Here is a 23226-nt window from a genome sequence, read left to right on the forward strand (position 1 = left end):
CTCGTTCCGGCAGTGGGGAGGAGGGGATTCCGGCCGCGCTGGAAGCGGCCGGGAGGACCTAGGAGATCAGAAGTCGCGACAGGACTGCGCGCCGACGCGAGCGAGGTCGACGTGGCGGCGCTTGGTCAGCCGGTCTGCGGGGGACACGGTTCAATGCCACCAGGGGCGATCAGCGGTGTCAACGGATCCGGCGCACTTCCCACCCTCCGGACAGTGCCGCTGGAACGTCGCCGCCACCTGCGCGCCCAGCGTCGGCGACAGCCGTCCAGGCCGGAACGCGACCAGAAACTTCAGCCGCTCGGTGACCTCCGCCAGCATCGCGGTGGACAGCCAGGCGTCCTCGCACCACGCTCCGGTCGGGGTCAGCGCGCCCTCGAACCTGAGCTGCTCGGCGCTGCGGGCGATCTGGCCGAGGTAGGCCAGCGTCGCCGGGCGGGAACCGGACGCGGTTGCCGTGGTGGCCACGCCGTGCCCGCCGCCGACGAGGTACCGGCTGTCGCCGTAGGTGGGCAGGAACCAGTGGAAGGTCAGAGGCATAGTTGCTCCAGGAGATGCGGGACCGCCCAGCACGTGGTCGCGAACCCGTGGTGTCCGCTGTGGATTCAGGTGGGACCCGCTGCGCGTGGCCTTCGGCGCCGTCGGCGGCAGGACCAGCTCGTCGCACCGCTAGCCGGGGAGCGCAACGCACAGGAACCCCGACGAGTGGCGCACCGCGGAGGCCGTCAGCTCCACGTCGGCCCGCGCCGCGGCGAAGATGATGCCGCCCCCGTCGGAGCAGCCGTGCACGACGACCACCCGTCCAGTCGCCGGTTGTGCGTCAGCGTGCCCGCCGTGCCGCATGCTGCGGGGCAGCGCGGTCGCCCGGTCACGGGCTTGCACCAGGTGCGTGGGGACCGTGGTCCAGCGGGCCAGGGGCGCGGCGGGCCTGGCCGGACCACTCGGCGAGATCAGCACGGCGACCGGGTCGGTGCGGTGCTGCTCGTCCACCGGGGCCCCTCCCGCGCCCGCGCCCGCCGGTCCCGGACAGCCCCGGCGCGGGTTATCGTGCCCAAAGACGGCTGGTGGAGGCACGCATGACGACCGAACCGAGCTGGCTGCCGAGCAGCTCGCACTGGGGCGCCTTTCGCGCCGCGGTCGCTCCCGACGGCACCCTCCACGTCCGGCCGCACCCCGCCGACCCCGCGCCGTCACCGCTGCTGGGCAACCTCGCCGACACCGTCCGGCACCGCACCCGGGTCCGGCGCCCGGCGATCCGCCGCGGCTGGCTGGAGAGCGGGCCCGGCCCGACCGGCGCGCGCGGCGAGGAGGAGTTCGTCGAGGTCTCCTGGGACACCGCGCTGGACCTGGTCGCCGAGCAGCTGGAGCGCACCCGGCGCGAGCACGGCAACCAGGCGGTCTTCGGCGGCTCCTACGGCTGGTCCAGCGCCGGGCGGTTCCACCACGCGCAGAGCCAGCTGCACCGGTTCCACAACACCATCGGCGGGTACACCGCCTCGCGCGGCAACTACAGCTTCGGCACCTCCCAGGTGCTCCTGCCCCACCTGATCGGCAGCACCGACGCGCTGCTGCAGCACGCCGACAGCTGGCAGACCATCCGCGAGCACACCGACCTCGTGGTGGCCTTCGGCGGTCTGGCCACCAAGAACCTCTCCATCGCCGCTGGCGGCATCACCCGCCACACCGGCTCGGCCGCGCTGCGCGAGCTGGGCACCGACGTGGCGGTGGTCAGCCCGCTCGCCGACGACGTCCCCGCTGGTCCCGGCTCGACCTGGTACCCGATCGTCCCCGGCACCGACGTCGCCCTCCAGCTCGGCCTGGCCCACACCCTGCTCACCGGCGGGCACCACGACCAGGACTTCCTGGAGCGCTTCTGCACCGGGTTCGAGGTGTTCGCCGACCACCTGCTCGGCAGGCGCGACGGCACCCCGAAGTCCGCCGAGTGGGCGGCCGGGATCTGCGGGATCGACGCCGCGGACATCCGCTCCCTGGCCACCCGGATGGCCGCCGGGCGCACGCTCATCACCGTCTCCTGGTCGCTGCAGCGCACCGAGCACGGCGAGCAGCCGGTGCAGGCGGGGCTCGCGCTGGCCGCGATGCTCGGCCAGGTGGGGCTTCCCGGCGGCGGTTTCGGGCACGGCTACGGGTCGATGGCCGACGTCGGCGACGACGCCCCGCTGCTGCGCCCGCCGACGCTGCCGCAGGGCCGCAACCCGGTGTCGGCGTTCATCCCGGTGGCCCGCATCGCCGACCTGCTGCTCAACCCGGGGCAGCGGTACGACTACGACGGGCAGCGCCTGACCTACCCCGACATCCGGCTGGTGCACTGGGCGGGCGGGAACCCGTTCCACCACCACCAGGACCTCAACCGGCTGCGGCGGGCGTTCGGCCGACCGGACACCGTGGTCGTGCAGGAGACGCACTGGACGGCGACCGCCCGGCACGCCGACGTGGTGCTGCCCGCCACCATGGCGCTGGAGCGGGAGGACCTCGGCGCCGGGCGGCGCGACAGCCACCTGATCGCGATGCACCAGGTGCTCCCCCCGGTCGGCGAGGCCCGTGACGACCACGCCATCCTCGCCGGGCTCGCCCAGCGGCTGGGCGTGCACGAGGAGTTCACCGGAGGCCGCTCCCCGCGCGAGTGGCTGGTGCACCTCTACGAGCAGTGGCGCGGTCGGCTGCTCGCGCAGGGCCACGACCTCCCGCCGTTCGACGAGTTCTGGGCGGCCGGGGAGGTGCGCGTCCCGGACGTGCCGCGCCCGGCGCCGCTGGTGGCGTTCCGGTTGGACCCGCAGCAGAACCCGCTGCACACCCCCAGCGGCCGGATCGAGCTGCACTCCGCGACGATCGAGTCCTTCGGCTACCCGGACTGCCCCGGGCACCCGGCGTGGTTGCCCACGCGGCAGCGGCGCGGCGGACCGCTGCACCTGATCGCCAACCAGCCGCCAACCCGGCTGCACGGCCAGGGCGATGTGGGCGCGGTCAGCCAGCGCGCCAAGGTCGCCGGGCGCGAACCGATCCGCATCCACCCGCAGGACGCCGCCGCGCGGGGCATCGCCGACGGTGCCGTGGTCCGGGTGTTCAACCACCTCGGCGCCTGCCTGGCCGGGGCGCGGCTGACCACGGACGTCCGGCCCGGGGTGGTCGTGCTGGCCACCGGCGCCTGGTTCGACCCACAGCCAGACCCGCTCCGCCCCAACGAAACCCTCTGCGCGCACGGCAATCCGAACGTGCTCACCGCCGACGTGCCGTCCTCCCGGCTGTCCCAGGGCTGCTCCGGGCAGCACGCGCACGTCGAGGTCGAGCGGTACGACGGCCCGGTCCCCGCGCTGCGCTGCAGCGAGCCACCGCCGCTGTCCGATTCCTGACCACAGGGCAGGTTTTCCACGCCACCCGCCTCGAATCCGCCGCCGTCGCGGCGGTTTCGCCGGAACCACTTCGCGAAGTGGTCCTGGTCCTTTGCAGTGACGTCGTTTCGGGAATGTTGACCGGATTCCAGCCTGCTGATTATGGTCCAGACCACACCTCTTCCGGGGCGGCCGGTCGACCGGCGGTCGTCGACCACACCGTTGCTCTCCCCCACCAGGCGCAGTGCGCCGGACCGCCAGCACCGGGGGCTCGCTCGGCCGGGAACGTCCCGGCCGGATCGACAAGGGAGTCGAGATGACATCGAAGCGCAAGTTCGCCGCTGCGGCGGTCGGCGCGGCGATCGCGCCCTTCCTGGTGGCCATCCCCACCTCGACCGCCAGCGCGCACGGCTACATCGACACGCCGCCCAGCCGGCAGGCGCAGTGCGCATCGGGCACGGTCTCCTGCGGGGAGATCAAGTGGGAGCCGCAGAGCGTCGAGGGCCCCAAGGGCCTGACCAGCTGCAGCGGTGGCAACTCCCGCTTCTCCGACCTCGATGACGACAGCAAGGGCTGGAAGGCCACCAAGGTCGGCAACTCGGTGAACTTCCACTGGACGCTCACCGCCCCGCACGCCACCACCACCTGGGAGTACTTCATCGGTGGCAACCGCGTCGCGGTCTTCGACGACGGCGGCAAGCGGCCCGGCAACTCGCTGTCGCACACCGTCGACCTCGGCGGCGTGAGCGGCAAGCAGAAGCTGCTGGCGGTGTGGAACATCGCCGACACCGCCAACGCCTTCTACGCCTGCGTCGACCTCGACGTGAGCTGAGTCGCGCCGGGCACCAGCCCGGTTCGCCCGATCCCGCGGAGTCCGGCGGCGCCAGCCGAGCCCCGCGGGATCTCGCGGTTCAGCCGAGCAGCGCGGTGACGGTGAACAGGACAGGGACGGACAGGATGGTGGACAGCAGGATCGACTCGCGGGCCAAGCGCACACCCACCTCGTAGCGCGAGGCGTACACGAACAGGTTCTGCGCCGCGGGCAGCGCCGAGATCACCACCGCCGCGAACAGCGACGCACCCTCCAACCCGAACAGCCCGGCGCCGATCGCCCAGGCGATCACCGGGTGCGCGAACGACTTCAGGCCGACCGACAGCAACACCGGCCAGCGCTCGGACCCGCCCGCGGGCAGCGCGCTGCCGCGCAACGAGATGCCGAAGGCCAGCAGCACCGTCGGCACCGACAGGTGCCCCAGCAGCGTGATCGGTTCCAGGACGGGGGCCGGGATGCGCCACCCGCCCAGCGAGAGGGCCACCCCGATCAACGAGCAGATGACGATCGGGTTGCGCAACGGCGCCAGTAGCCGCGACCACACCGGACCGCGTGCCCCGGACTGCGCGCAGTCGATGACGGTCAGCCCGATCGGCGTCATGACCAGCAGTTGGAACAGCATGACCGGGGCCACCAGGGTGGCGTCGCCGAGCACGTAGACCGCGATCGGGATGCCCAAGTTGCCCGCGTTGACGTAGCTGGAGCACAGCGCGCCGATCGTGGTGCGCCGGATGTTCCACCCGCGCACCAGGCCGACCAGCACGAACAGCCCGGCGGCGGCGAACGTGCTCAGCGCCGTCACCAGCAGCGGGATCGAGAAGATCACCGAGACGTCGGACTCGGAGAGCATCTTCAGCAGCAGCGCCGGGGTGCCGACGTAGAACGAGAGCCGGGTCAGCGCCTCGCGCCCGCCGTCGCCGAGCGCACCGGTGCGGCCGAGCAGGTAGCCGATCAGCACGATGGCGGCGATGACACCGAAGCCCTGGACCACCCCGGACAACGGACCTCCCGCGGCTCAGCCCCGCGGCGTCCACTGCGGACGGTGGTGACCAGGCGAGGTCCTCCTCGCGCGCGAAGCGTTGTGCTCTTCCGTGCTCACGGGTTCCACCGGCGCGGACCGCGCCCGCGCGACCGCCACCCGCACGGTTAGCAATCCTAAGCGATCAGCCCGGCTGCGAGGGCATGGCGCTGCTCACAGCCGTTCACGTCTTGTCGCCGGTCTCGACGGTCTCCAGCGGTTGCAGGTCGGTGCGGCCGTTGGAGCTGGGCGGACCGCCCGGCAGCCGGACCGCCTTCGGCAGCGCGCCGGGACTCCAGGTACCCCAGTGCGTCTCCTGGTGGACCACCACCGCCGCGTCGGCGGGCACGGCGTCCGGCTCGAAGGGGTCCACCACGTAGAACACGCCCCAGTCGCGGTGCAGGTCGCCCTCGAGGTAGCTCGGCATCGCCCGCACGCTGGCGGCCACGTTGAGCCAGCCGAACGGTCCCCCACCGGAGGAGCCCGACCAGCTCTGCCCCATGTCGCGCAGCATCCCGCCACCGGCCACCCGGAACCGCGGCAGCTCCGCGATCCCGTGCTCCAGGCTCGCCAAGTCCAGGCAGGGGTGCACCAGCGCCGCAGTCCACTCGACGAACGTCGGCGCGTCCCCGGCCACCTCGGTCATGGTGGTCAGCTGTGGGACGCGCGGGGCGCTGAAGGCCAGCCAGCCGCCCTCGTCGACCTTCTGGTCCACCGCCAGCACCCGCAGCTTGGTGGCACCGTCCACAGTGAACCGCAGGTCGCGCCAGGTGCCGCTGTTCTGCACCAGCTCCCGCTCGTCGGTGATCTCGAAGCCCGCCGGGGTGTCCCGCCCGAGCTCGACGCGCAGCGAGTTCGCCCCCGTCGCCGAGCCGGCGAACTGCAGCACCACCGGGGCCTCGCCCGAGGTGGCCTGCGGCGGCAGGTCGTACCAGGGGGTGCGCACCTCGCCGGTGCCGGTGGCGTCGCGGTCGTAGCTGCCCCACACCGGGGCGTCGTCGCCGCCGAAGGCGAACGGCGGCGTCCAGAACTCGGTGCGCGGGTAGCCGAACCGGTGGAAGCCGCGCGAGGCGGCCGCCAGGTAGTCAGCGCCCTCCGCGGTCCCGGTGCGGCGGTTCTCCGCGCTGCGCGGCTGGTCCTGCGACACCGCGAGCACGCCGCGCCGCGGATCGGTCTCGACCTGGACGTAGTCCGACAGCCCGCAGCTGCGCCCGGCCAGCTGCTTGACGTTGTCCGCCCCGAGGCTGTAACCGGCACGCTGCTCGTGGATGCCCACCCCGAACAGCACCACCTCGCCGACCAGGAGCACCGCGCAGGTGAGCGTCAGCGGAGCCGCGCCCAGCAGCACGCCGCGCCGCCGCGCGTCGGCAGTGACCACCGGCAGCTCGTCGTGGCGCAGGTGCTCGACGACGGCCACCACGGCCGCGATCGCGGCGGCGACCAGGAAGTAGGTGCTCGCCGACCGCCCGTCCAGGCTGGGTGCGCGGTCGAACCACGGCACCCCCCAGCCCGAGACGTACCACCACGAGTTCGTCCCGGTGACCGAGAACGCGCACACGACCATCAACCCGGCGAAGAACGCCGCCCGGTTGCGGCGCGAGCGCAGCACCGCGGCGCTGGTCGCCAGCGCGGTCAGCGCCGCGACCACGGCCCCCACCCCCGCGAGCACGCCGAAGTGGTGGGTGTGCTTGGTCGGGGTGGCCGCGAGCACCACGAAGCACAGCGCGGCCACCCCGAGCAGTCGGCGGCTCGGCCCCAGCGCCGCGCCCCGGATCCGACCCTGGCGCAGCAGCACCACCCCGCAGGCCAGCACGCACAGCATCACCAACAGCACCGGGAAGCGCCGCGTCAGTGAACCGTCCGGCCACGGCCCGAACAGCTTGTCGTAGCGGACCAGCTCCTCGTACCAGGACTCGTTCGGCCCGAACTTGGTCTTCAGCGCCACCGAGTCCAGCACCGACTGCAGCGTCTGGTCGAAGAACACCCCGACCAGGATCACCAGGCCCGAGGCCGCGATCGGCGCCAGCACCGGCAGCACCCCGCGCTCGCGCACGCGCCGCCACAGCAGTCGCAGCAGCGGCTTGGCGGCCACCACGAACGGCAGCACCGCGACCATGCCGTGTGGATTGGCCCCCAGGCCCAGCGCCGCGGCCACCAGACCCAGCGAGGCCGGGGTCAGCCGCCGGGTCGCCACCGCTCGCTCCACCGCGCACAGCGACAGCAGGAAGAACGCCACCACCACCGGCTCCGGCCGCAGGCCGTTGTTGTACGGCAGCCAGAACGCCAGGAACACCGCCGCCGCGGCCCAGCCCGCGGACTCGCTGCGCCGGACCTGCTGCCCCATCCGCGGCAGGACCCCGCGGCTGATCAGCAGCCAGCTGAGCACGCCGAGGAACAGCGCGGGCAACCGCACCCACGGCGTGGCAGCCGAGACCTGCACCCACAGCGCGTAGAGCTCGTAGAACCAGCCGAACGGCGACTCCGGGTTGGCGAACCAGCGGAAGTAGTTGGTGACGTACCCAGCGTCGTCGGCGGCGCGCAGCATGGTCAGGATGTAGCCGTCGTCGGCGGTCATCGCGCCGATCAACCACCAGACGCCGAGCGCGCCGACGACCGCGACGTCGCGGACCTGCGGCCGCCACCACGCCGGTCGCAGCAGTCGCGGTGCCCGCCGCACCTCCAGCTTGCTCAGCGCCAGCACCGAACCGGCGAACGCCACCACCGCCAGCACCATGACCGCGACCTTCAGCGGGGTCGGGGTGCTGGCGAACCGGTCGTCCACCCGAGCCTGGAACGACAGCCCGCGCACGTCGTCGACCGCGCCGTCGAGCTGCGAGAAGATCCCGGTCAGCTGCGGACGCCGGTCACCGCCGACCGCGGCCAGCTCGGTGCCACCGACACCGGCTCGGGTGCCGGAGGAGTCCGCGTGCACCGAGATCGCGCAGTCCCCGCTGGGCAGCGGGGTCGAGCCGATCTGCTGCCCGCGCGACCACAGCGACACCGCGCCGTCCTCGACCTGCAGGCTCAGCCCGGTCGCCCCGCCGTACTCCGCCGACGGCGGGTTCGTCGCGACCAGCACGGCCGCCCCGGTGCTGCGCGCGTCCAGGCTGCGCGCGCTGGCGCAGGGGACTTCGGCGGTGAGCCACAGCGGCGTATGGGTGACCAGCGGGGCCGACACCGGGGCGGTGCCGTGCTCGGTCGGCCACTTCAGGGTGGTGATCTCGTGCTGCACCGGGAGCAGCGGGACGGCCAGGGCTGCCAGCGCCGACAGCAGTCCGAGCAACACCGCCCAGCGCCGAGCAGCGGCGGATCCGCGTCGCGTGACCTCACCCGACCGCTGAGCCACGCGATCGCCACCTCATCCCTGCCGACAACAGCCAATCCCACTGAGCTTAGAGAGGCGCGCGGACCAGCCGACAACCGGAGCAGCCGATGTCACCCGGCGCGGTCGATCCGCTACCGGGGGCGCGGGGTAGATCTCCGCCCGGCCGGGTGAGCCCCGGACGAGGGTGGTCGCTCCGCGGGCGCCCCCGGCCCGCTCCCGCTCCGCCGGTGTCCGCCGTGGTGAGATGGGCGGGCGTCGAGGAGTGCGTGGGGTGGTGCGATGGGCGACCGCGGAGCGGCGCCGACGGTGGCGTCCCGGTTGTTCCGGATCCTGGAGGCCTTCTCCCCGGAGCGGCCGTCGCTGACGCTGTCGGCGATCAGCAGGCACAGCGGGCTGGCGCTGACCACCACCCACCGCCTGGTCGGCGAGCTCACCGGTTGGGGTGCGCTGGAGCGGGCCGCTGACGGCCGGTACCGGATCGGGTTGCGGATCTACGAGCTGGCGGGCCTGACCCCGCGCGGCACCTTCCTGCGCGAGGTCGCGATGCCGTTCCTCGGCGACCTCTACGCAGCCACCCGGCAGAACGTGCAGCTCGGGGTGCGCGACGGCGACGAGGTCGTCTACGTCGAGCGCATCTCCGGGCGCGAGGCGGTCCCGGTGGTCTCACGCCCCGGCGGTCGGCTCCCGCTGCACGCCACCGGCGTGGGCCTGGTGCTGCTCGCGCACGCCGTTCCCGAGCAGCAGGAGGCGGTGCTGGCCGGGCCGCTGAAGCGGTTCACCGAGCGGACCCTCGCCGATGCCCGGCAGCTGCGCGGGGTCCTCGCCGACGTGCGCCGGCAGGGCTTCGCGATCAGCGACCGCCAGATCGAGCTGACCACGCTGTCGGTGGCGGCCCCGGTGCACGACGACTCCGACGAGGTGGTCGCGGCGCTGTCCATCGTCGTCCCGGCGCAGCGCACGGACCCGATGACCCTCGTGCCCGCGGTCCGGGCGGCGGCGCGCGGCCTCTCGCGCGCCCTCGGCTCGCCCCACGCCCAGGCCCTCCCACCCACGGCCCACCTCGAACACCGCTGATCAGCACGTGCACCGCACCGGCTGTCCGGAGTGGCGCGACGCCACTGGGGATCAGACGTCTCTCCACTGAGGTGATCCCAGGGAAATCGCACCAACGCGCCACCGGCGTGTCGAGCAGCCGACACGCCGGTGGCGCGCAGTTTCAATTGAAACTGCGCCCGTTCCCCACACGCGTTCGAGGTTTCAATTGAAACTGCGGGGCGGCCGGTGCACGACTCGCCCGGGAGCGAATGCCAGTGCGGTCACCTCGTTGGCACCGGGGTGGGACCGGGGACGGCTGGAGGTGGACTTCCGGTGGGCGGAAAGGGGCGTTCCGCGTCGCTGGTCGCGTGCCGATCGTGGACCGTGAGGCTGCGGCGGCGGTCACACCGGGGTGCACCGCCCGCAGCAGGTCCGAGGGAGGAATCGGTCGATGCGGATCCAGGTCGGGATCGTCGGGGCGGGCCCCGCCGGGCTCATGCTCTCGCACCTGTTGCACCAGCGCGGCGTGGAGTCGGTGGTGCTCGACACCCGGACCCGCGAGGAGATCGAGGGCACCATCCGGGCCGGGGTGCTGGAGCAGGGCTCGGTGGACCTGATGGTCGAGACCGGGGTCGGCGAGCGCGTCAAGCGGATCGGGATGGTGCACCGCGGCATCGAGCTGCGCTTCGGCGGGCGCGGCCACCGGATCGACTTCGACGACCTCACCGGCGGGCGCGGCGTGACCATCTACCCGCAGCACGAGGTGCTCAAGGACCTCATCGCCCGGCGCCTGGCCGACGGTGGGGACATCCGCTTCGGCGTCTCCGACGTGCGGGTCGAGGACATCACCGGCGACCGGCCCCGCATCCGGTTCACCCAGGACGGCACCGAGCAGCAGCTCGACTGCGCGCTGGTCGCCGGCTGCGACGGGTCGCGCACCACGACCCGCTCCCTGATCCCGAGCCCGCACCCCCGGCAGGACCACTTCCGCCAGTACCCGTTCGCCTGGTTCGGCATCCTGGCCGAGGCGCCGCCGTCGTCCGACGAGCTGATCTACGCCCACCACGACAACGGCTTCGCCCTGATCAGCACCCGCTCGGCGACCGTCCAGCGGCACTACCTGCAGGTCGACCCCGACACCTCCGTCGAGGACTGGTCCGACGACCGGATCTGGTCGGAGCTGCACACCCGGGTGGCGGGCGTGGAGATCCAGGAGGGTCCGATCTTCTCCAAGTCGGTCCTGCACTTCCGCAGCTTCGTGTGCGAGCCGATGCAGCACGGCCGCCTGTTCCTGGCTGGCGACGCCGCGCACACCGTGCCGCCGACCGGGGCGAAGGGCATGAACCTCGCGCTCGCCGACGTGCACGTGCTCTCCCGCGCCATGGCCGAGTTCTTCGCCACCAGCGACCGCACCGCGCTCGACGCCTACACCGCGACCGCCCTGCCCCGGGTCTGGCGCGCGCAGCACTTCTCCTGGTGGATGACCTCGATGCTGCACCGCATGCCCGGGGCGACCGGTTTCGACCGGCACCGCCAGCTCGCCGAGCTGGACACCGTCACCCGATCCCGCGCGGGCCGGACCCTGCTGGCCGAGAACTACGTCGGCACCCCGTTCGACTGAAGCGACTGCCCGCGCGGATTCGGCCGACCCGCAACGGGATTGCGCTGTTCGCGCCCACCAGCACCGGCTCGCTGGCTAGTCTCGACCGGGTCGGAAGGGGACGGGATGGGCGGTGGAGCCGACGAGACGACCCCGGAACCGCGCGAGATCCGCAACCAGATCGGTGGGGGCTCCGTCGTGCACGGCCCGGTGGTGCAGGCCGGCACGTTCACCGGGCAGGTCCACCACCACCACTGGGACGACCGACGACCGCTGGCCCTGCCCGCGCTTCGGTCGTGGGTCGACCGCATCGCAGCGGACTACCGCACGATGGTCGAGCACGCGGACGACCGCGCGGGCGCCACGCACCTCCGGCAGCTCGACCTCGTGCGCGCCGAGCTGGACGACACCGGCCCCGACGACGAGCAGCGCAGGGACGCGGTCCGACGCCTGCTGGTCACCGGCATCACCAGCTACCTGGCCCGGCCCAGCATCGCGCCGGACCAGCCGGTGCCCGAGCAGGTCCTGCTCGACCTGATCGTCTTCGCGCTGTGGCCGGTGGTCACCGCGAAGAAGCTGCCGGCGGACTGGCAGGGTCAGCTCGCCCAGATCACCTCACCCCGGCTGGCGGCGCTCGTGGAGCGGGCGCGGGCGGACCGCGATCCAGCCCCCGAGGGCTTCGCGCGCACCGTGGCCAACAAGTCGTTCTCCGCTGCGATGGCCACGTTGTTCGACGACCTGGCCGATCCCCGCCGCGGGGGCGCGGTGCTGACGGCGATGGCGCTCGCGGGCGGTCTGCCCGCTCCACCCGTCGGACGTGAGGCAGGTCGGAAGGTCGCCGCCTGGGCGCTCGCCCTCGCCGGTGGTACCGCGTTCGCAACGGCACTGCGGGACCGCGCTGCGGGCATCGCCCGGATCGCCGGTGAAGTGGCCGCCAACGCGCCCTTCGACCCGAGCGACCCGTTCGACCCCGCGGACCTGCTGGACCTGGTCGATTGGCTGCTCTGGTGACGGGTTCCCCGCTCGATCTCGTGCTCACGGCCGGGTGGCTCACCGCGAGGATCATCTTCGCCGGCACCCTCTGGCTCCACCTCGTCAGCCTCGGCAACCCGCGCGTGCTGCACGAGGACGCCAAGATCTTCCACTACCTCAACGCGGCGCCGCCGACCGTCGTCTTCCGCTGGCGGAAGGGCATCGGCGGGTACGAGGTCGTCGTCTACAACGCGGTCACCGACGAGGAGGAGGCGAAGCCGGCGCTGTTCCAGCTGGACAAGTGGTCCCCGACCTACCTGCTGTGGCGGAAGCGCCGACCACAGCCCAAGAACGCCATGGTGCGCAGCGTGCTGCTCGGCTTCCTGCTGCGATTGGTCTTCTTCATCTGCTTCTTCCTCGGCTCGTTCGCGCTGGTCGGGTGGCTGGCGATCACCGAGCACCCGCACTGGTTCGTGGCGCTGGTGGTGCTCGCCGTCCACCAGCTCGCCTTCGCCCGCACCAACCTCCGCTTCGTCTGGTTGCGGTGGTGGCTCTTCGTGGTGATCGGCCTCGGGGTGTGGGTGTACCTGCAGGGCGGGGTGTTCGAGACGTTTGCGGTGTGCACCGTCGGTGCGCTGATCACGCTCGCCGTCCTGGGCCAGTGGTACCTGGCGGTGAGCCCGCGGTTCGAGACCATGCGCCGGTTGGAGATGGGCCCCTTCGACCCGCAACGCCGGAGGAAGCCGTGGTGATCCCGCGCGAGGCCGGCCCCCGGGGTTCGAACCGGGTGGTCCCGGTGCAGGCGGGGATCAGGGTTCGGTGAGTTCGGTTTCCGCTTCGATGAGCACCGGGCCGTCCGCGTCCAGCGCCTCGGTGAGGGCCGCGGTGAACTCCGCGCCGGTGCGCACCGCCGTCGCCTCGACCCCGTAGCCGCGGGCGATCTGGGTGAAGTCGATGCCGGGCACGTCCATGCCGGGCACCTCACCGGCGTCCAGGACCTTGGAGAACCAGCGCAGCGCGCCGTAGCTGCCGTTCTTCAGGATGACGACGATCACCGGGATCCGGTACCGCGCGGCGGTCCACAGCGCGGTGATCCCGTAGTTGGCCGAACCGTCGCCGATGAGCCCGATGACCTGGCGCCGGGCGTGCGCCAGCTGCGCGCCGACCGCGGCGGGCAGCCCGAACCCGAGCCCACCGGAGGCCGGGAAGAAGTAGCTGCCCGGCTCGGAGAGGTCTGCCTGCGCCCAGAAAGCACCGGTCGTCGCGGTGGATTCCTTGACGTAGACGGCATCTTTCGGGGCGTGCTCGCGCAGCAGCGCGAACAGCTCCTCCGGGTGCAGCCGGTCCCCGGCGGACCCCGCCGCCGGGTGTTGCGGCAGCGGCGGCAGCTGCGGGCGCAGCCCCGGGGTGACCGCGTCAGCCAGCCGCGACAGCGCGTCCTTGACGTCACCGACCAGCGCCTCCCCCACCGGGGCCCGCGCGGCCTCGCCGGGGTCGCTGGTCAGGTGCACCAGGCGGGCGCCCGCGGGCAGGTACTCGCCGGGCACGAACTGGTGGTAGCGGAACACCGGGGCACCGACCACCACGATCAGGTCGTGCTCGCGCAGCGCGTCGGTGACGCCCTGGACCGCGGCGGGCAGGACACCGCGGAAGCTGCGGTGCCGGGTGGGGAACGGGCACCGCGACGCCGACGGCGCGATCCACACCGGCGCGCCCAGCCGGTCGGCCAGGCGCACCGCGTCGCCGTTGGCGCGCTCGGCGTCGATCTCCGGGCCCAGCACCAGCACCGGGCGCTCGGCACCGTCCAGCGCCTCAGCCAGCTCGGCCAGCTGCGCCTCGCTCAACGATCCGGCGGTGCCGGTCCTGCGGGCGAGCAGGTGCCGCGCCTCCGCGGGTGCTTCCTGGGCCCAGTCGTCGTAGGGCACCGAGACGTACACCGGGCCCTTGGCGGGCAGGGTGGCGATGTGGATGGCGTTGCTGATCGAGCGCGGCACGTCCTGCGCGCAGGCCGGTTCGCAGCTCCACTTCACCAGCGGCTTCGGCAGCGCGGCGGCATCGACGTTGGCCAGCATGACCTCCTGGCCGATGGTCGAGCGCACCTGCTGCCCGGCGGTGATGACCAGCGGGCTGTGCGAGTGGACCGAGTTGGTCAGCGCGCCGAGCGCGTTGCCGGTCCCGGCAGCCGCGTGCAGGTTGACCAGCGCCGGGCCGCCGCGGGCGAGGGCGTAGCCGTCGGCCATCGCCAGCACCGCGCCCTCGTGCAGCCCCAGCACGTAGCGGAAGTCCTCGGGCATCCCGGCCAGGAACGGCAGCTCGTTGGAGCCCGGGTTGCCGAAGATGGTGGTCAGGTCGTGCGCTCGCAGCAGTTCGTAGGTCACGTCGCGGACGTCGGCCATGCGTGCTCGCTCCCCGTGTCGGTAACGCCCGTCACCATAGGGAGCGCGGGTGCCATAGGCCCAATGAATGCTGTTGATCCCGGCATGGCCGGTGCCTATCCTCGCTGCGTGGTCGACTTGGACCTGAACCTGGTGAAGACGTTCGTGTTGCTCTACGAGACCCGCAGCGCCACCAGGACGGCCGAGGCGCTGTTCATCACGCAGCCGTCGGTGAGCCACGCGCTGCGGCGGTTGCGCCGCCACTTCCACGACGAGCTGTTCACCCGCTCCCCCGACGGGCTCGCCCCGACCGAGATCGCCGAGCGGATGTACCCGCGCCTGCAGCAGGCGCTGGAGGTGATCGAGGAGACGGTGTCGGGGGCGGGTCGGTTCGACCCGGCCACCTCGGCGCGCACGTTCCGGATCTGCGCCACCGACCTCGGCGAGATCAGCCTGCTCCCCGCGGTCCTGGCCCGGCTCGAGCGGACCGCGCCGAACTGCGCGGTGGAGGTGCTGCCACTGGATGTGGCCGCGGCTCCGAAGCACCTGCGCCAGGGTCGGGCCGACGCGGTGATCTGCACGCCCCGCATCGACGCCCCGGACCTGCGGCGCGACGCCCTGTTCCAGGAGCACTACTCGGGCCTGCGCGCCCGCGCGCACCCGCGCATCGGCGACCGCCCGACGTTGGCGGAGTACCTGCGGGAACGGCACATCGTGGTGGACCCCGCGGCCGGGCACGTCGACGCCGACACGGAGCTGGCCCGGCTCGGGCACCGGCGCGAGGTCGCCGCCCGGGTACCGCACTTCACCGCGCTCCCCGACCTGCTGGCGCGGACGCACCACCTCTCCGCGGTGCCCAACGGGGTGGCCGGGCTGTTCACCCGTTCCCCGGAGGTGGCGACCTTCCGGCTGCCGTTCGAGATCCCGACGGTGGAGGTGTCGTTGTACACCTACCGGCGCGCGCTGCCCTCCCCCGGCACCGACTGGCTGCGCGAGCTCATCCGGCGGACCCTGCGCCGCGGTCCGATCCAGTCCACTTGAGACGGATCAGGCGGCGACCCGCTCCGGTGCGGCGGCGGTCGAGTGGCGCCGGACGTCGACCAGGTAGCCGATCCAGAAACCGACCACACCCGCGCCGACGACAGCCAGCGCCCCAACAGCACGCACCATGGGAGTTCCCCTTCTCCTCGGCGCCGGATCCCCTGACCCCGGCCCACCAGGTCCGCCCCCGATGCTGGACCCGCCGGGTGGCAGCGCCGTTGCTGGAACGATAACGGTCGGTGACACGGCCGACCACACCGCCCCGCGCGGGCTCGACCACGCTGCGCGACGGTCCACTGCGGACTTCCGCGCTCCCGGGGGTCACCCCACCCGGGTCGATCGACACCGAACGGCGCCGTTGACCTGATCGGGCCCGGCGCCTCAGCGCAGCTCGACGCGGCCGCCGGGGCCTTCGATCTCGGCGCGCAGCGTCGGGGCATCCGCCCGGGTGAGCTCCAGGTGCACCCCGACGGCCCGCAGGTCCGCCCGCACCGACTCGGGGTCCGGGTGCTCGGCGCGCAACGCCAGGAGCCGGACCTGCGGCAGGCCGGAGTCCGCCGGGTGCGGGGCGCTGCCCCAGTCGATCAGGAACGGGACGAGGCCGTCCCTGGGGCTGGGTTCGCGCTTGGCCAGCCGCCACTCCAGCAGCTGCCCGTCCGGGGTGCGCCGCGACATCGGCCGGGGCTCGCCCGGGTCGTGCCCGGCGCCGCGCGCGTCGCTGACCGCCTGGTCCAGGTCGGGGGTGCGCACCGCCCAGGTCACCAGGCGCGGGACGGTCAGGGTGGCCAGCCCGAAGGCGGTCGGCGGCCGCGTCGCGGTGGGGTCCGGGCCGATGACCTCCAGGTAGGCCCGGCCGCCGAGGCCGACCAGGTAGTTCTGCGTGCCGTTGTCCGGGTGCCGCCCACCGGGCACCGGGTCGACACCGAGCAGGTCGGCGACCGCGCGCACCCCGGCGAGCAGGTCCGGCACCCCGTACACCAGGTGGTCCAGCCGCGGTTCGACGTTCGTCATCCGCACCTCCCGCAGGTTCGGCCCCGCAATCCCACCACCGGGCGCGGGGAAGATCAACGACTCCCAGATTGCGGGCACCGCCTACGCTGCCACGCATGGCTCATCCCCACGACCTCGCTCCGCCCCCGATCCCCGCCGACACCGCCGACCTGACCAGCGGCCCACCGCTGCACGACGCGTGCCGACCGCTGCGCGCCCTGGTCGGTGTCTGGCGCGGCCGCGGGGAGGTCGACTACCCCACCATCGACGGCCCGTACCGGTTCGGCCAGCAGCTCACGATCTCCCACGACGGGCGGCCGTTCCTGCGCCACGAGGCGCGCGCCTGGTTGCTCGACGCCGACGGCGCGGTGCTGCGCCCCGCCGCGTGGGAGACCGGGTGGTGGCGTCCCCAACCCGACGGGACGCTGGAACTGCTGCTGTCCCACTGCACCGGGATCCAGGAGCTGTTCCACGGTGAGGCTGCGGAGCAGCGCTGGGACCTCACCACTGACTCCGTGGTCCGGGCCCCGACCGCCAAGGACGTCCGGGCCGCGCAGCGCAGCTACGCGCTCGTCGACGACGACACCCTGGACCACACCGAGCACCGCGCCATGGTGGGCGTCGAGATGACACCGCACGTGGCCGCGCGCCTGCACCGCACCCGCTGACCACGCACTGCCGGCCCGGGCGGCCGTTCACGGCCGGGAGAAAGACAGCTATGCTGAATACATGAGCCGTGACGACCCCGCTGCCGACGACGCCGCCGGGGTCGCCAGCGCAGCCGCGGAAGTGCGCACCGGCGTGATGCGGCTGGCCCGGCGGCTGCGGGCCGAGCGCAACCCCGGCGAGCTCACCCTGGGCCGGATGGCGGTGCTCGGCCGCCTGGAGCGCGACGGCCCGGCCACCAGCAGCGCGCTGGCCCTCGCCGAGCGGGTCACGCCCCAGTCGATGGCCCGCATGGTGCAGCACCTCATCTCCGCCGGGCTGGCCGAACGCGCCCCCGACCCGGACGACCGCCGGGCCGCGATCATCCGCATCACCGACGCGGGCCGCGACCGGGTGCGACAGGACCGGGAGCGCCGCGAGGCGTGGCTGGCGCAGGCGATGACGACCGAACTCAGCGACGTGGAGCGGGAGGTGCTGGTGCTGGCCGCCCGGTTGCTGGACCGGCTGGCCGACTCCTGACCGCTCGAGCAGGAGCCCCGACGATGACCCGAACGCACGAAACCCCACCCAAGAAGGACAGCAAAGCTGAACGAAGCGCCGCGGATCCCGCCGCGGCCCCGGAACTGCCCGGCCGGTTCATCACGCCGATCGCCTTCGGCACCATCCTGCAGCCGCTGAACTCCTCGATGATCGCGGTCGCGCTGGTCAGCATCCGCGACGTGTTCGACGCCGGCACCTCGGTGACCTGGCTGGTCTCCGCGCTCTACCTGGCCACCGCGGTCGCCGCCCCCGCGATGGGGCGCGTCGCCGACGTGCTCGGCCCGCGCCGCACCAGCCTCGCCGGACTGCTGCTGGTCGGGCTCACCTCGGCGGTGGCGCCGTTCTCGCCGAACGTCGCCGCGCTGGTGGTCTGCCGCATCCTCATCGGCATCGGCACCGCCGCCCAGTACCCCTGCGGGGTGGCGATGATCCGCCGCGCCGCAGACCGGTTGCGCTCCCGCCCGAACAACGCACTCGCCGCGCTCGCGGTCTGCTCGCAGGTCACGGCCTCGCTGGGCCCCACCCTCGGTGGGCTGCTGGTCGGCCTGTTCGGCTGGTCCGGGGTGTTCTGGGTGAACGTGCCGCTGACCCTGATCGGCGCCGCGGTGATCCTCTGGTGGGGCCCGGCGGACCCACCCGCCCAGCGCGGCCGCGGGCGGCTCGCCGTGCTGCGGCGGGTCGATCCGGTCGGCATCGCGCTGTTCGCCGCAGCGATCACCGCGCTGATGTTCTGGCTGCTGTCGCTGAGCGGCACTGCCCGGTGGTGGTGGCTGGCGATCGCCGTGCCCGCCGCCGCGCTGACCGCCTGGTGGAGCTCGCGGGTCCGCGACCCGTTCCTGGACGTGCGGCTGCTGACCGAGCGGGCGCTGTCGTTCACCTACGTGCGCACGATCGTGACCTACACGGCGTTCTACTGCGTCTTCTACGGACTGCCGCAGTGGCTGGAGGAAACCCGCGACCTCGGCCCGGTCGGCGCTGGTCTGGTGGTGCTGCCGATCTCGGCGGTCGGGGTGGTCTCGACGCTGCTGGCGAACCGGCTGCAGCGCAACCGCAGCCCGCGCGCGGCGCTCATCGTCGGCACGGCCGCGCTGTGCGCCGCCGGGCTGCTGCTGACCGTGCCCGCCGCGGACTCGCCGGTCCTGCTCCTGCTGGTGATCTCGGCGGTGCTCGGGGTGCCGAACGGGTTCAACAACATGGGCAACCAGCGCGCGATGTACGCGGTCGCCCCGGCCGAGCGGATGGGCGCGGCCTCAGGGCTGTACCGGACTTCCCAGTACGTCGGTGCGAACCTGGCCGCCGCGCTGCTCACGCTGGTGATCGGCGAGCGCGCCACCGACGCCGGGCTGCACCGGATGGGCCTGGCAATCGCCGTCCTCGCGGCGGTCCTGCTGGCCGCCTCGCTGTTCGCCGCCCTCCGCGAGCGCCGCGGCTGAGCGGGCCGGGGACAGGTACGCGAGAAGGCCCCGCACCAGGGGTGCGAGGCCTTCGTCGTCGAGCGGTTCAGCTACCCGTGTCGCGGTTGCGGAACGGGTCGGATCACCGTTCTCAGAGGGCGCGGACGCCAGCCGCCTGCGGGCCCTTCGGGCCCTGGCTGACCTCGTAGGAGACCTTCTGGTCCTCCTCGAGGGTGCGGAAGCCGCGCGCCTCGATGGCCGAGTAGTGGACGAAGACGTCCGGGCCGCCGTCGTCCGGAGCGATGAAGCCGAAGCCCTTCTCCGAGTTGAACCACTTCACGGTTCCCTGTGCCATGCTCTTCTCTCCTTCTGGGAGCCGGTACTACATCAGGCGGCCACACTGCGTCACCACCTGGGTCGCGGATCTCGAACGGCGACTTCTCCAGCTACAACCAGATAGCAGCACGCCCGCATCACCATCCTGCGAGTGTGCGCGAACACGACCCCAGAAAAATACGACCGAGGTAGACACTACACGTTCAGCCAAGATCGCGCCGCTGTCGATCCACCAGCGTGTCGTAGCCAACAACGCACCCCCGGAACCCGCTCCGACCTGGGTTTTCCCGGCCGGACCCAGCGAGGTCGGCGGCTGCGGGCACCACCCGTCCGGACGATTTCGCGCCCGGCTTCAGCTGTAGGCGAAACGAGTGTCCCCCGGATGGGTCATTCGAAGCGGGACGGATCACCCGCGCCGTACCGGACCACCTCCGGTTCGGGACCGGAGAAGTCGACCACCGTGGTGGGCTCGGTGCCGCAGTCACCGGAGTCGATCACCGCGTCCAGCACGTGGTCCAGCTCGTCCTTGATCTGCCAGCCCTGGGTCATCGGCTCCTCCTCTCCGGGCAGCAGCAGCGTGCTGGACAGCACCGGCTCGCCGAGCTCGGCCAGCAGCGCCTGCACCACCACGTGGTCCGGGATGCGCACCCCCACCGTCTTCTTCTTGGGGTGCAGCAACCGCCGCGGCACCTCCTTGGTGGCCGGGAGGATGAAGGTGTAGCTGCCCGGCGTCGAGGCCTTGATGGCGCGGAACACCGCGTTGTTGATGATCACGAACTGGCCGAGCTGGGCGAAGTTCTGGCACACCAGGGTGAAGTGGTGCCGGTCGTCGAGGTGCCGGATGGCGCGGATCCGCTCCATGCCCTCCTTGTTGCCCAACTGCGCGCCGAGCGCGAAGCAGGAGTCGGTCGGGTAGGCGATCAACCCGTCGGCCCGCAGGATGTCCACCACCTGCCCGATCGCACGCCGCTGCGGGTTGTCCGGATGCACGTCGAAGTACTTCGCCATGCGCAGAGCTTAGATCCTCGGCGCGGCACCCAGCCGCGCGCCGCGCGGGCGCTCAGAGCAGCCCGCGCTTGGCGGCCTGGACCCCCGCCTGGAAGCGGGTGGTGGCGCCGAGCTGGTCGAGCAGGGCCGCGATGCGGCGCACCACCGTCCGGCGGGACAGGTCCAGGCGCCGGGCGATCGCCTCGTCGGTCGCCCCCGCCGCCATCATCGTGATGATCGCGCGGTCGCGGTCGGAGAGCTGGTCCTGCTCGCGCTCCACCGACACCGGCAGTGCCAGCGTCCACAACGTCTCGAACAGCCCGCACAGCGCGTTGAGCAGCCCCGAGGCGTGCACGACCAGTGCGCCTTCCAGCCCGATGCGGTCGGGTTCGGGGACCAGCAGGGCGATCTCGTCGTCGCCGATGGTCAGCTTCACCGGCAGCTCCGAGAGCAGCCGCACGTTCTCCCCGAGCTCGGCCATCCTGGTCATGGCCGCGAACAGGCCCGGGTCGTCGTAGACGTCCTGGCTGTAGACCGTCCGGTAGCGCACCCCGGCGGCCATCCGGCGGGACTGGACCTCCTCCTGGGCCCGGAAGTGGTGCGGCTTGCTGCTGTAGGGCGGGCGGTCCAGCCAGCGGACCTGCCGCGCGGCCCGCTCCTGCAGCCGGGTGGTGAGCATGATCAGCCTGGTCGGGTGCTCCACCGGCTCGACGTGCCGGGAGAACCCGGCCCCGCGCTGCGCCTGGTGGTAGAGCCGGTCCAGCTCCGCCCCGGCCCGCCACAGCTCGCGCCGCCTGGTCTCCTCCGCGCGCAGGGCGGCCGACACCGCCCGCTCCGGCGGGGCTGCCTCCCAGAGGTCGGAATTCTTGCCGACCTCGGCGACCAGGTCCAGTTCGGACAGCTCCTCCAGCGCCCGGGCCACCACCGCGGTGGGCAGCCCGGTGTCGCGCACCAGCAGTTCCCGGGGCAGCTGCCCCCGCGCGGTGAGCGCGCGGTACACGCGCCCCTGGTCGCTGTCGGCGGCGAGGACGTCGAGCACGGGGACCTTCCGGCGGAGCGGGACGACCGGGGCAGCCTAGAACGCCTGGTCGAATGGGGTCAACGAGGTGGCGCCGCACTGGCGCAGATGCGCGATGACCCAGGTGAGCCAGTGCCCAGGCCTGGCGTTGGCCGGTTCGATCTTGGCAGGATTCGCGTCGAATCCCAACATCAAGTGCGCGCAACGGGTTGCCGATTCACCGACTCGCCGGTAACCGCCCGCGCCGCAACGGCTTCCAGCGGAACCGCGCGCACGAGCCGGGGGGCTCGTTCTCCAGGAGGCAGGATGTTCTCGTCGAAACTCGCGGCCTCGGCGGCCGCCCTCACGCTGCTGGTCACCGGCGCGGCCGCCGCATCAGCCGCGGCGTTATCCCCCGCGTCGACCCCAACCCCGGCCGCACCCGTCGTCCGGCCATCGGGCGAGCACGTGCTCCAGGTGGACTACCAGGTGCAGGAGACCGGCTACTGGTGCGGGCCCGCGGCGACGCGGATCGCGCTGTCCGCGCGCGGGATCTACCGCAGCCAGGCCGACCTGGCCGCCGAGCTGGGCACGCACACCGGCGGCACCGACTGGATCGGGCAGGTCACCCGGGTGTTGAGCGCGCACGTCGGCTGGTACGAGACCAAGGAGATGCCCGCCGACCCACCGACGCAGGCCCAGAAGGACCTGCTGTGGAACGACATCGTGCTGGACATCGACAACGGCTACCCGGTCGTCGCCAACATCGTCGCCCCGCCCGGCAACCAGCCGCCCGGCTACCCGCCGGACCAGACGATCTACCACTACTTCACGGTGATCGGCTACAACGACGTCGACCGCACCGTGCTCATCGCCGACCCGGCGTCGTTCGGCGGCAACCAGATCTACTGGTTGACCTTCGACCAACTGGCCTCGCTCATCCCGCCCAAGGGCTACAGCGCCTGACCCGCCGGAACGGGGAGTTTCGATGCGCATTCGCAGGAATTGGCTCCGCGTGCTGGGCACCGCGTCGGCAGCGCTCGCGCTCGGCGCCGTGGTCCCGAGCGCGACGACCTCGGCGGCCGAGCAGTGCCCGGACACCGCGGTGTTCGAGGTCGACGGTTACGGGCACGGGGAAACGCTGACGAACTGGAACAACTCGGCCTTCAACGCCGCGCCACCGGCCGGGTGGCAGATCGTGCAGGTGCCCTACGAGGCGGGCGTCTTCCCCGGGGTCGACCGCCTAGCCCTGGACGAGTCGGTCGCCCAGGGCGCGGCCCGGTTGGAGAGCGCGGTGCGCGACTTCCACACCGGTTGCGCCGGGTCCCGCCTGGTGCTGGCCGGTTACTCGGAGGGAGCGCTGGTCGCCGGGGAGGTGCTGCAGGTGCTCGGGAAGGACGGGTCGATCCCGCGCGAGCAGGTCAACGGCGTGCTCTACGGCAACCCGCGGCGCGCGTTCGGCGACGGTGGGGTGGGCGGCGTCGCCGGGGGCATCGAGACCAACGTGCCCAGCATCCTGCCGGGCGTGACGATGCGCGGCGGCCACGACTGGAACGGCTTGGCGGTGCACGAGGTCTGCAACGTCAACGACGGGATCTGCAACTCCACCAACATGATCACCAACCTGGCGGCGTTCGCCAACGGGCTGGTCGGCTACGCCAGCGGCGACCACGGCTACGACCTGGACCCGGCCCGCGACCTGGGTTCCGGGGTGACGCTGCACCCGCAGCCACCGCGCGTGCCGCACGGGCCGCCGCTGCCCATCCCGGTCGGC

The 23226-nt window shown here is 72.7% G+C and carries 21 protein-coding genes and 1 pseudogene; 12 read left to right on the forward strand and 10 right to left on the reverse strand.

Annotated elements, in window-relative coordinates; all coding sequences use genetic code 11:
* Positions 1 to 216: 216 nt before the first annotated feature.
* Together ABT324_RS28735 and ABT324_RS28740 are read right to left on the reverse strand one after the other, a co-directional pair.
* Positions 217 to 537, reverse strand: a pseudogene (locus tag ABT324_RS28735) (LLM class flavin-dependent oxidoreductase); the annotation flags it as partial.
* Between the two features lie 129 nt (positions 538 to 666).
* Positions 667 to 987, reverse strand: coding sequence for a hypothetical protein (locus ABT324_RS28740; RefSeq protein ID WP_351183805.1), 321 nt, complete (start codon positions 985 to 987; stop codon positions 667 to 669).
* Positions 988 to 1073: 86 nt separating this feature from the next.
* On the opposite strand from ABT324_RS28740, the gene ABT324_RS28745 reads away from it, so the two are divergent.
* Complete coding sequence (locus tag ABT324_RS28745; protein ID WP_351183807.1) at positions 1074 to 3365, forward strand: molybdopterin-dependent oxidoreductase; 2292 nt, start codon at positions 1074 to 1076, stop codon at positions 3363 to 3365.
* Positions 3366 to 3660: 295 nt separating this feature from the next.
* Positions 3661 to 4176 (forward strand): lytic polysaccharide monooxygenase auxiliary activity family 9 protein, encoded by a 516-nt coding sequence (locus ABT324_RS28750; RefSeq protein ID WP_351183808.1) that lies wholly within the window; start codon positions 3661 to 3663, stop codon positions 4174 to 4176.
* Positions 4177 to 4255: 79 nt separating this feature from the next.
* On the opposite strand, the gene ABT324_RS28755 is transcribed toward ABT324_RS28750, so the two are convergent.
* Positions 4256 to 5167: an AEC family transporter gene (locus ABT324_RS28755; RefSeq protein WP_351183843.1), complete on the reverse strand. Its 912-nt coding sequence runs from the start codon at positions 5165 to 5167 to the stop codon at positions 4256 to 4258.
* 211 nt (positions 5168 to 5378) lie between these two features.
* Positions 5379 to 8540 carry an arabinosyltransferase domain-containing protein gene (locus ABT324_RS28760; RefSeq protein WP_351183810.1) on the reverse strand — a complete coding sequence of 1054 codons (3162 nt, stop codon included), beginning with the start codon at positions 8538 to 8540 and terminating at the stop codon, positions 5379 to 5381.
* Between the two features lie 258 nt (positions 8541 to 8798).
* On the opposite strand from ABT324_RS28760, the gene ABT324_RS28765 reads away from it, so the two are divergent.
* From ABT324_RS28765 to ABT324_RS28780, 4 genes are all read left to right on the forward strand, one after another.
* Positions 8799 to 9593, forward strand: coding sequence for an IclR family transcriptional regulator (locus ABT324_RS28765; protein WP_351183812.1), 795 nt, complete (start codon positions 8799 to 8801; stop codon positions 9591 to 9593).
* Between the two features lie 412 nt (positions 9594 to 10005).
* Positions 10006 to 11175: a 4-hydroxybenzoate 3-monooxygenase gene (locus ABT324_RS28770; RefSeq protein ID WP_351183814.1), complete on the forward strand. Its 1170-nt coding sequence runs from the start codon at positions 10006 to 10008 to the stop codon at positions 11173 to 11175.
* 105 nt (positions 11176 to 11280) lie between these two features.
* Complete coding sequence (locus tag ABT324_RS28775; protein WP_351183816.1) at positions 11281 to 12165, forward strand: hypothetical protein; 885 nt, start codon at positions 11281 to 11283, stop codon at positions 12163 to 12165.
* Positions 12162 to 12878: a hypothetical protein gene (locus ABT324_RS28780; protein WP_351183818.1), complete on the forward strand. Its 717-nt coding sequence runs from the start codon at positions 12162 to 12164 to the stop codon at positions 12876 to 12878. Before ABT324_RS28775 ends, ABT324_RS28780 begins: the two co-directional genes overlap by 4 nt.
* Positions 12879 to 12935: 57 nt before the next feature.
* On the opposite strand, the gene mdlC is transcribed toward ABT324_RS28780, so the two are convergent.
* The gene (mdlC, locus tag ABT324_RS28785; RefSeq protein ID WP_351183820.1) at positions 12936 to 14522 is read right to left on the reverse strand and encodes a benzoylformate decarboxylase; all 1587 of its coding nucleotides are present in this window, start codon (positions 14520 to 14522) and stop codon (positions 12936 to 12938) included.
* A gap of 108 nt (positions 14523 to 14630) precedes the next feature.
* Here mdlC and ABT324_RS28790 point away from each other — a divergent pair, with 108 nt between their 5' ends.
* Positions 14631 to 15542, forward strand: coding sequence for a LysR family transcriptional regulator (locus tag ABT324_RS28790; RefSeq protein ID WP_351183821.1), 912 nt, complete (start codon positions 14631 to 14633; stop codon positions 15540 to 15542).
* A gap of 6 nt (positions 15543 to 15548) precedes the next feature.
* On the opposite strand, the gene ABT324_RS28795 is transcribed toward ABT324_RS28790, so the two are convergent.
* Both ABT324_RS28795 and ABT324_RS28800 read right to left on the reverse strand, forming a co-directional pair.
* Positions 15549 to 15671 (reverse strand): hypothetical protein, encoded by a 123-nt coding sequence (locus ABT324_RS28795; protein ID WP_351183823.1) that lies wholly within the window; start codon positions 15669 to 15671, stop codon positions 15549 to 15551.
* 252 nt (positions 15672 to 15923) lie between these two features.
* Positions 15924 to 16553, reverse strand: a complete 630-nt coding sequence (locus ABT324_RS28800; protein WP_351183825.1) for a VOC family protein — start codon at positions 16551 to 16553, stop codon at positions 15924 to 15926.
* A gap of 95 nt (positions 16554 to 16648) precedes the next feature.
* Here ABT324_RS28800 and ABT324_RS28805 point away from each other — a divergent pair, with 95 nt between their 5' ends.
* From ABT324_RS28805 to ABT324_RS28815, 3 genes are all read left to right on the forward strand, one after another.
* Positions 16649 to 17200 carry a heme-binding beta-barrel domain-containing protein gene (locus ABT324_RS28805; protein ID WP_351183827.1) on the forward strand — a complete coding sequence of 184 codons (552 nt, stop codon included), beginning with the start codon at positions 16649 to 16651 and terminating at the stop codon, positions 17198 to 17200.
* Positions 17201 to 17261: 61 nt separating this feature from the next.
* Positions 17262 to 17717, forward strand: coding sequence for a MarR family winged helix-turn-helix transcriptional regulator (locus ABT324_RS28810; RefSeq protein ID WP_351183829.1), 456 nt, complete (start codon positions 17262 to 17264; stop codon positions 17715 to 17717).
* Between the two features lie 23 nt (positions 17718 to 17740).
* Positions 17741 to 19171, forward strand: coding sequence for an MFS transporter (locus tag ABT324_RS28815; protein WP_351183831.1), 1431 nt, complete (start codon positions 17741 to 17743; stop codon positions 19169 to 19171).
* Between the two features lie 112 nt (positions 19172 to 19283).
* On the opposite strand, the gene ABT324_RS28820 is transcribed toward ABT324_RS28815, so the two are convergent.
* From ABT324_RS28820 to ABT324_RS28830, 3 genes are all read right to left on the reverse strand, one after another.
* Complete coding sequence (locus tag ABT324_RS28820) at positions 19284 to 19487, reverse strand: cold-shock protein (RefSeq protein ID WP_150066750.1); 204 nt, start codon at positions 19485 to 19487, stop codon at positions 19284 to 19286.
* Positions 19488 to 19855: 368 nt separating this feature from the next.
* Complete coding sequence (locus tag ABT324_RS28825) at positions 19856 to 20476, reverse strand: L-threonylcarbamoyladenylate synthase (RefSeq protein ID WP_351183833.1); 621 nt, start codon at positions 20474 to 20476, stop codon at positions 19856 to 19858.
* A gap of 52 nt (positions 20477 to 20528) precedes the next feature.
* Positions 20529 to 21494, reverse strand: coding sequence for a helix-turn-helix transcriptional regulator (locus ABT324_RS28830; protein WP_351183835.1), 966 nt, complete (start codon positions 21492 to 21494; stop codon positions 20529 to 20531).
* A 285-nt stretch (positions 21495 to 21779) separates the two neighbouring features.
* On the opposite strand from ABT324_RS28830, the gene ABT324_RS28835 reads away from it, so the two are divergent.
* Together ABT324_RS28835 and ABT324_RS28840 are read left to right on the forward strand one after the other, a co-directional pair.
* On the forward strand, positions 21780 to 22418 hold the full coding sequence (locus tag ABT324_RS28835) for a C39 family peptidase (RefSeq protein WP_351183837.1): 639 nt from the start codon (positions 21780 to 21782) through the stop codon (positions 22416 to 22418).
* A gap of 22 nt (positions 22419 to 22440) precedes the next feature.
* On the forward strand, positions 22441 to 23226 hold a 786-nt coding region (locus ABT324_RS28840; RefSeq protein ID WP_351183839.1), incomplete at its 3' end, for a cutinase family protein.

Origin of the sequence: Saccharopolyspora sp. NPDC000359, from assembly GCF_040300525.1 — a bacterium.
GTDB lineage: Bacteria > Actinomycetota > Actinomycetes > Mycobacteriales > Pseudonocardiaceae > Saccharopolyspora.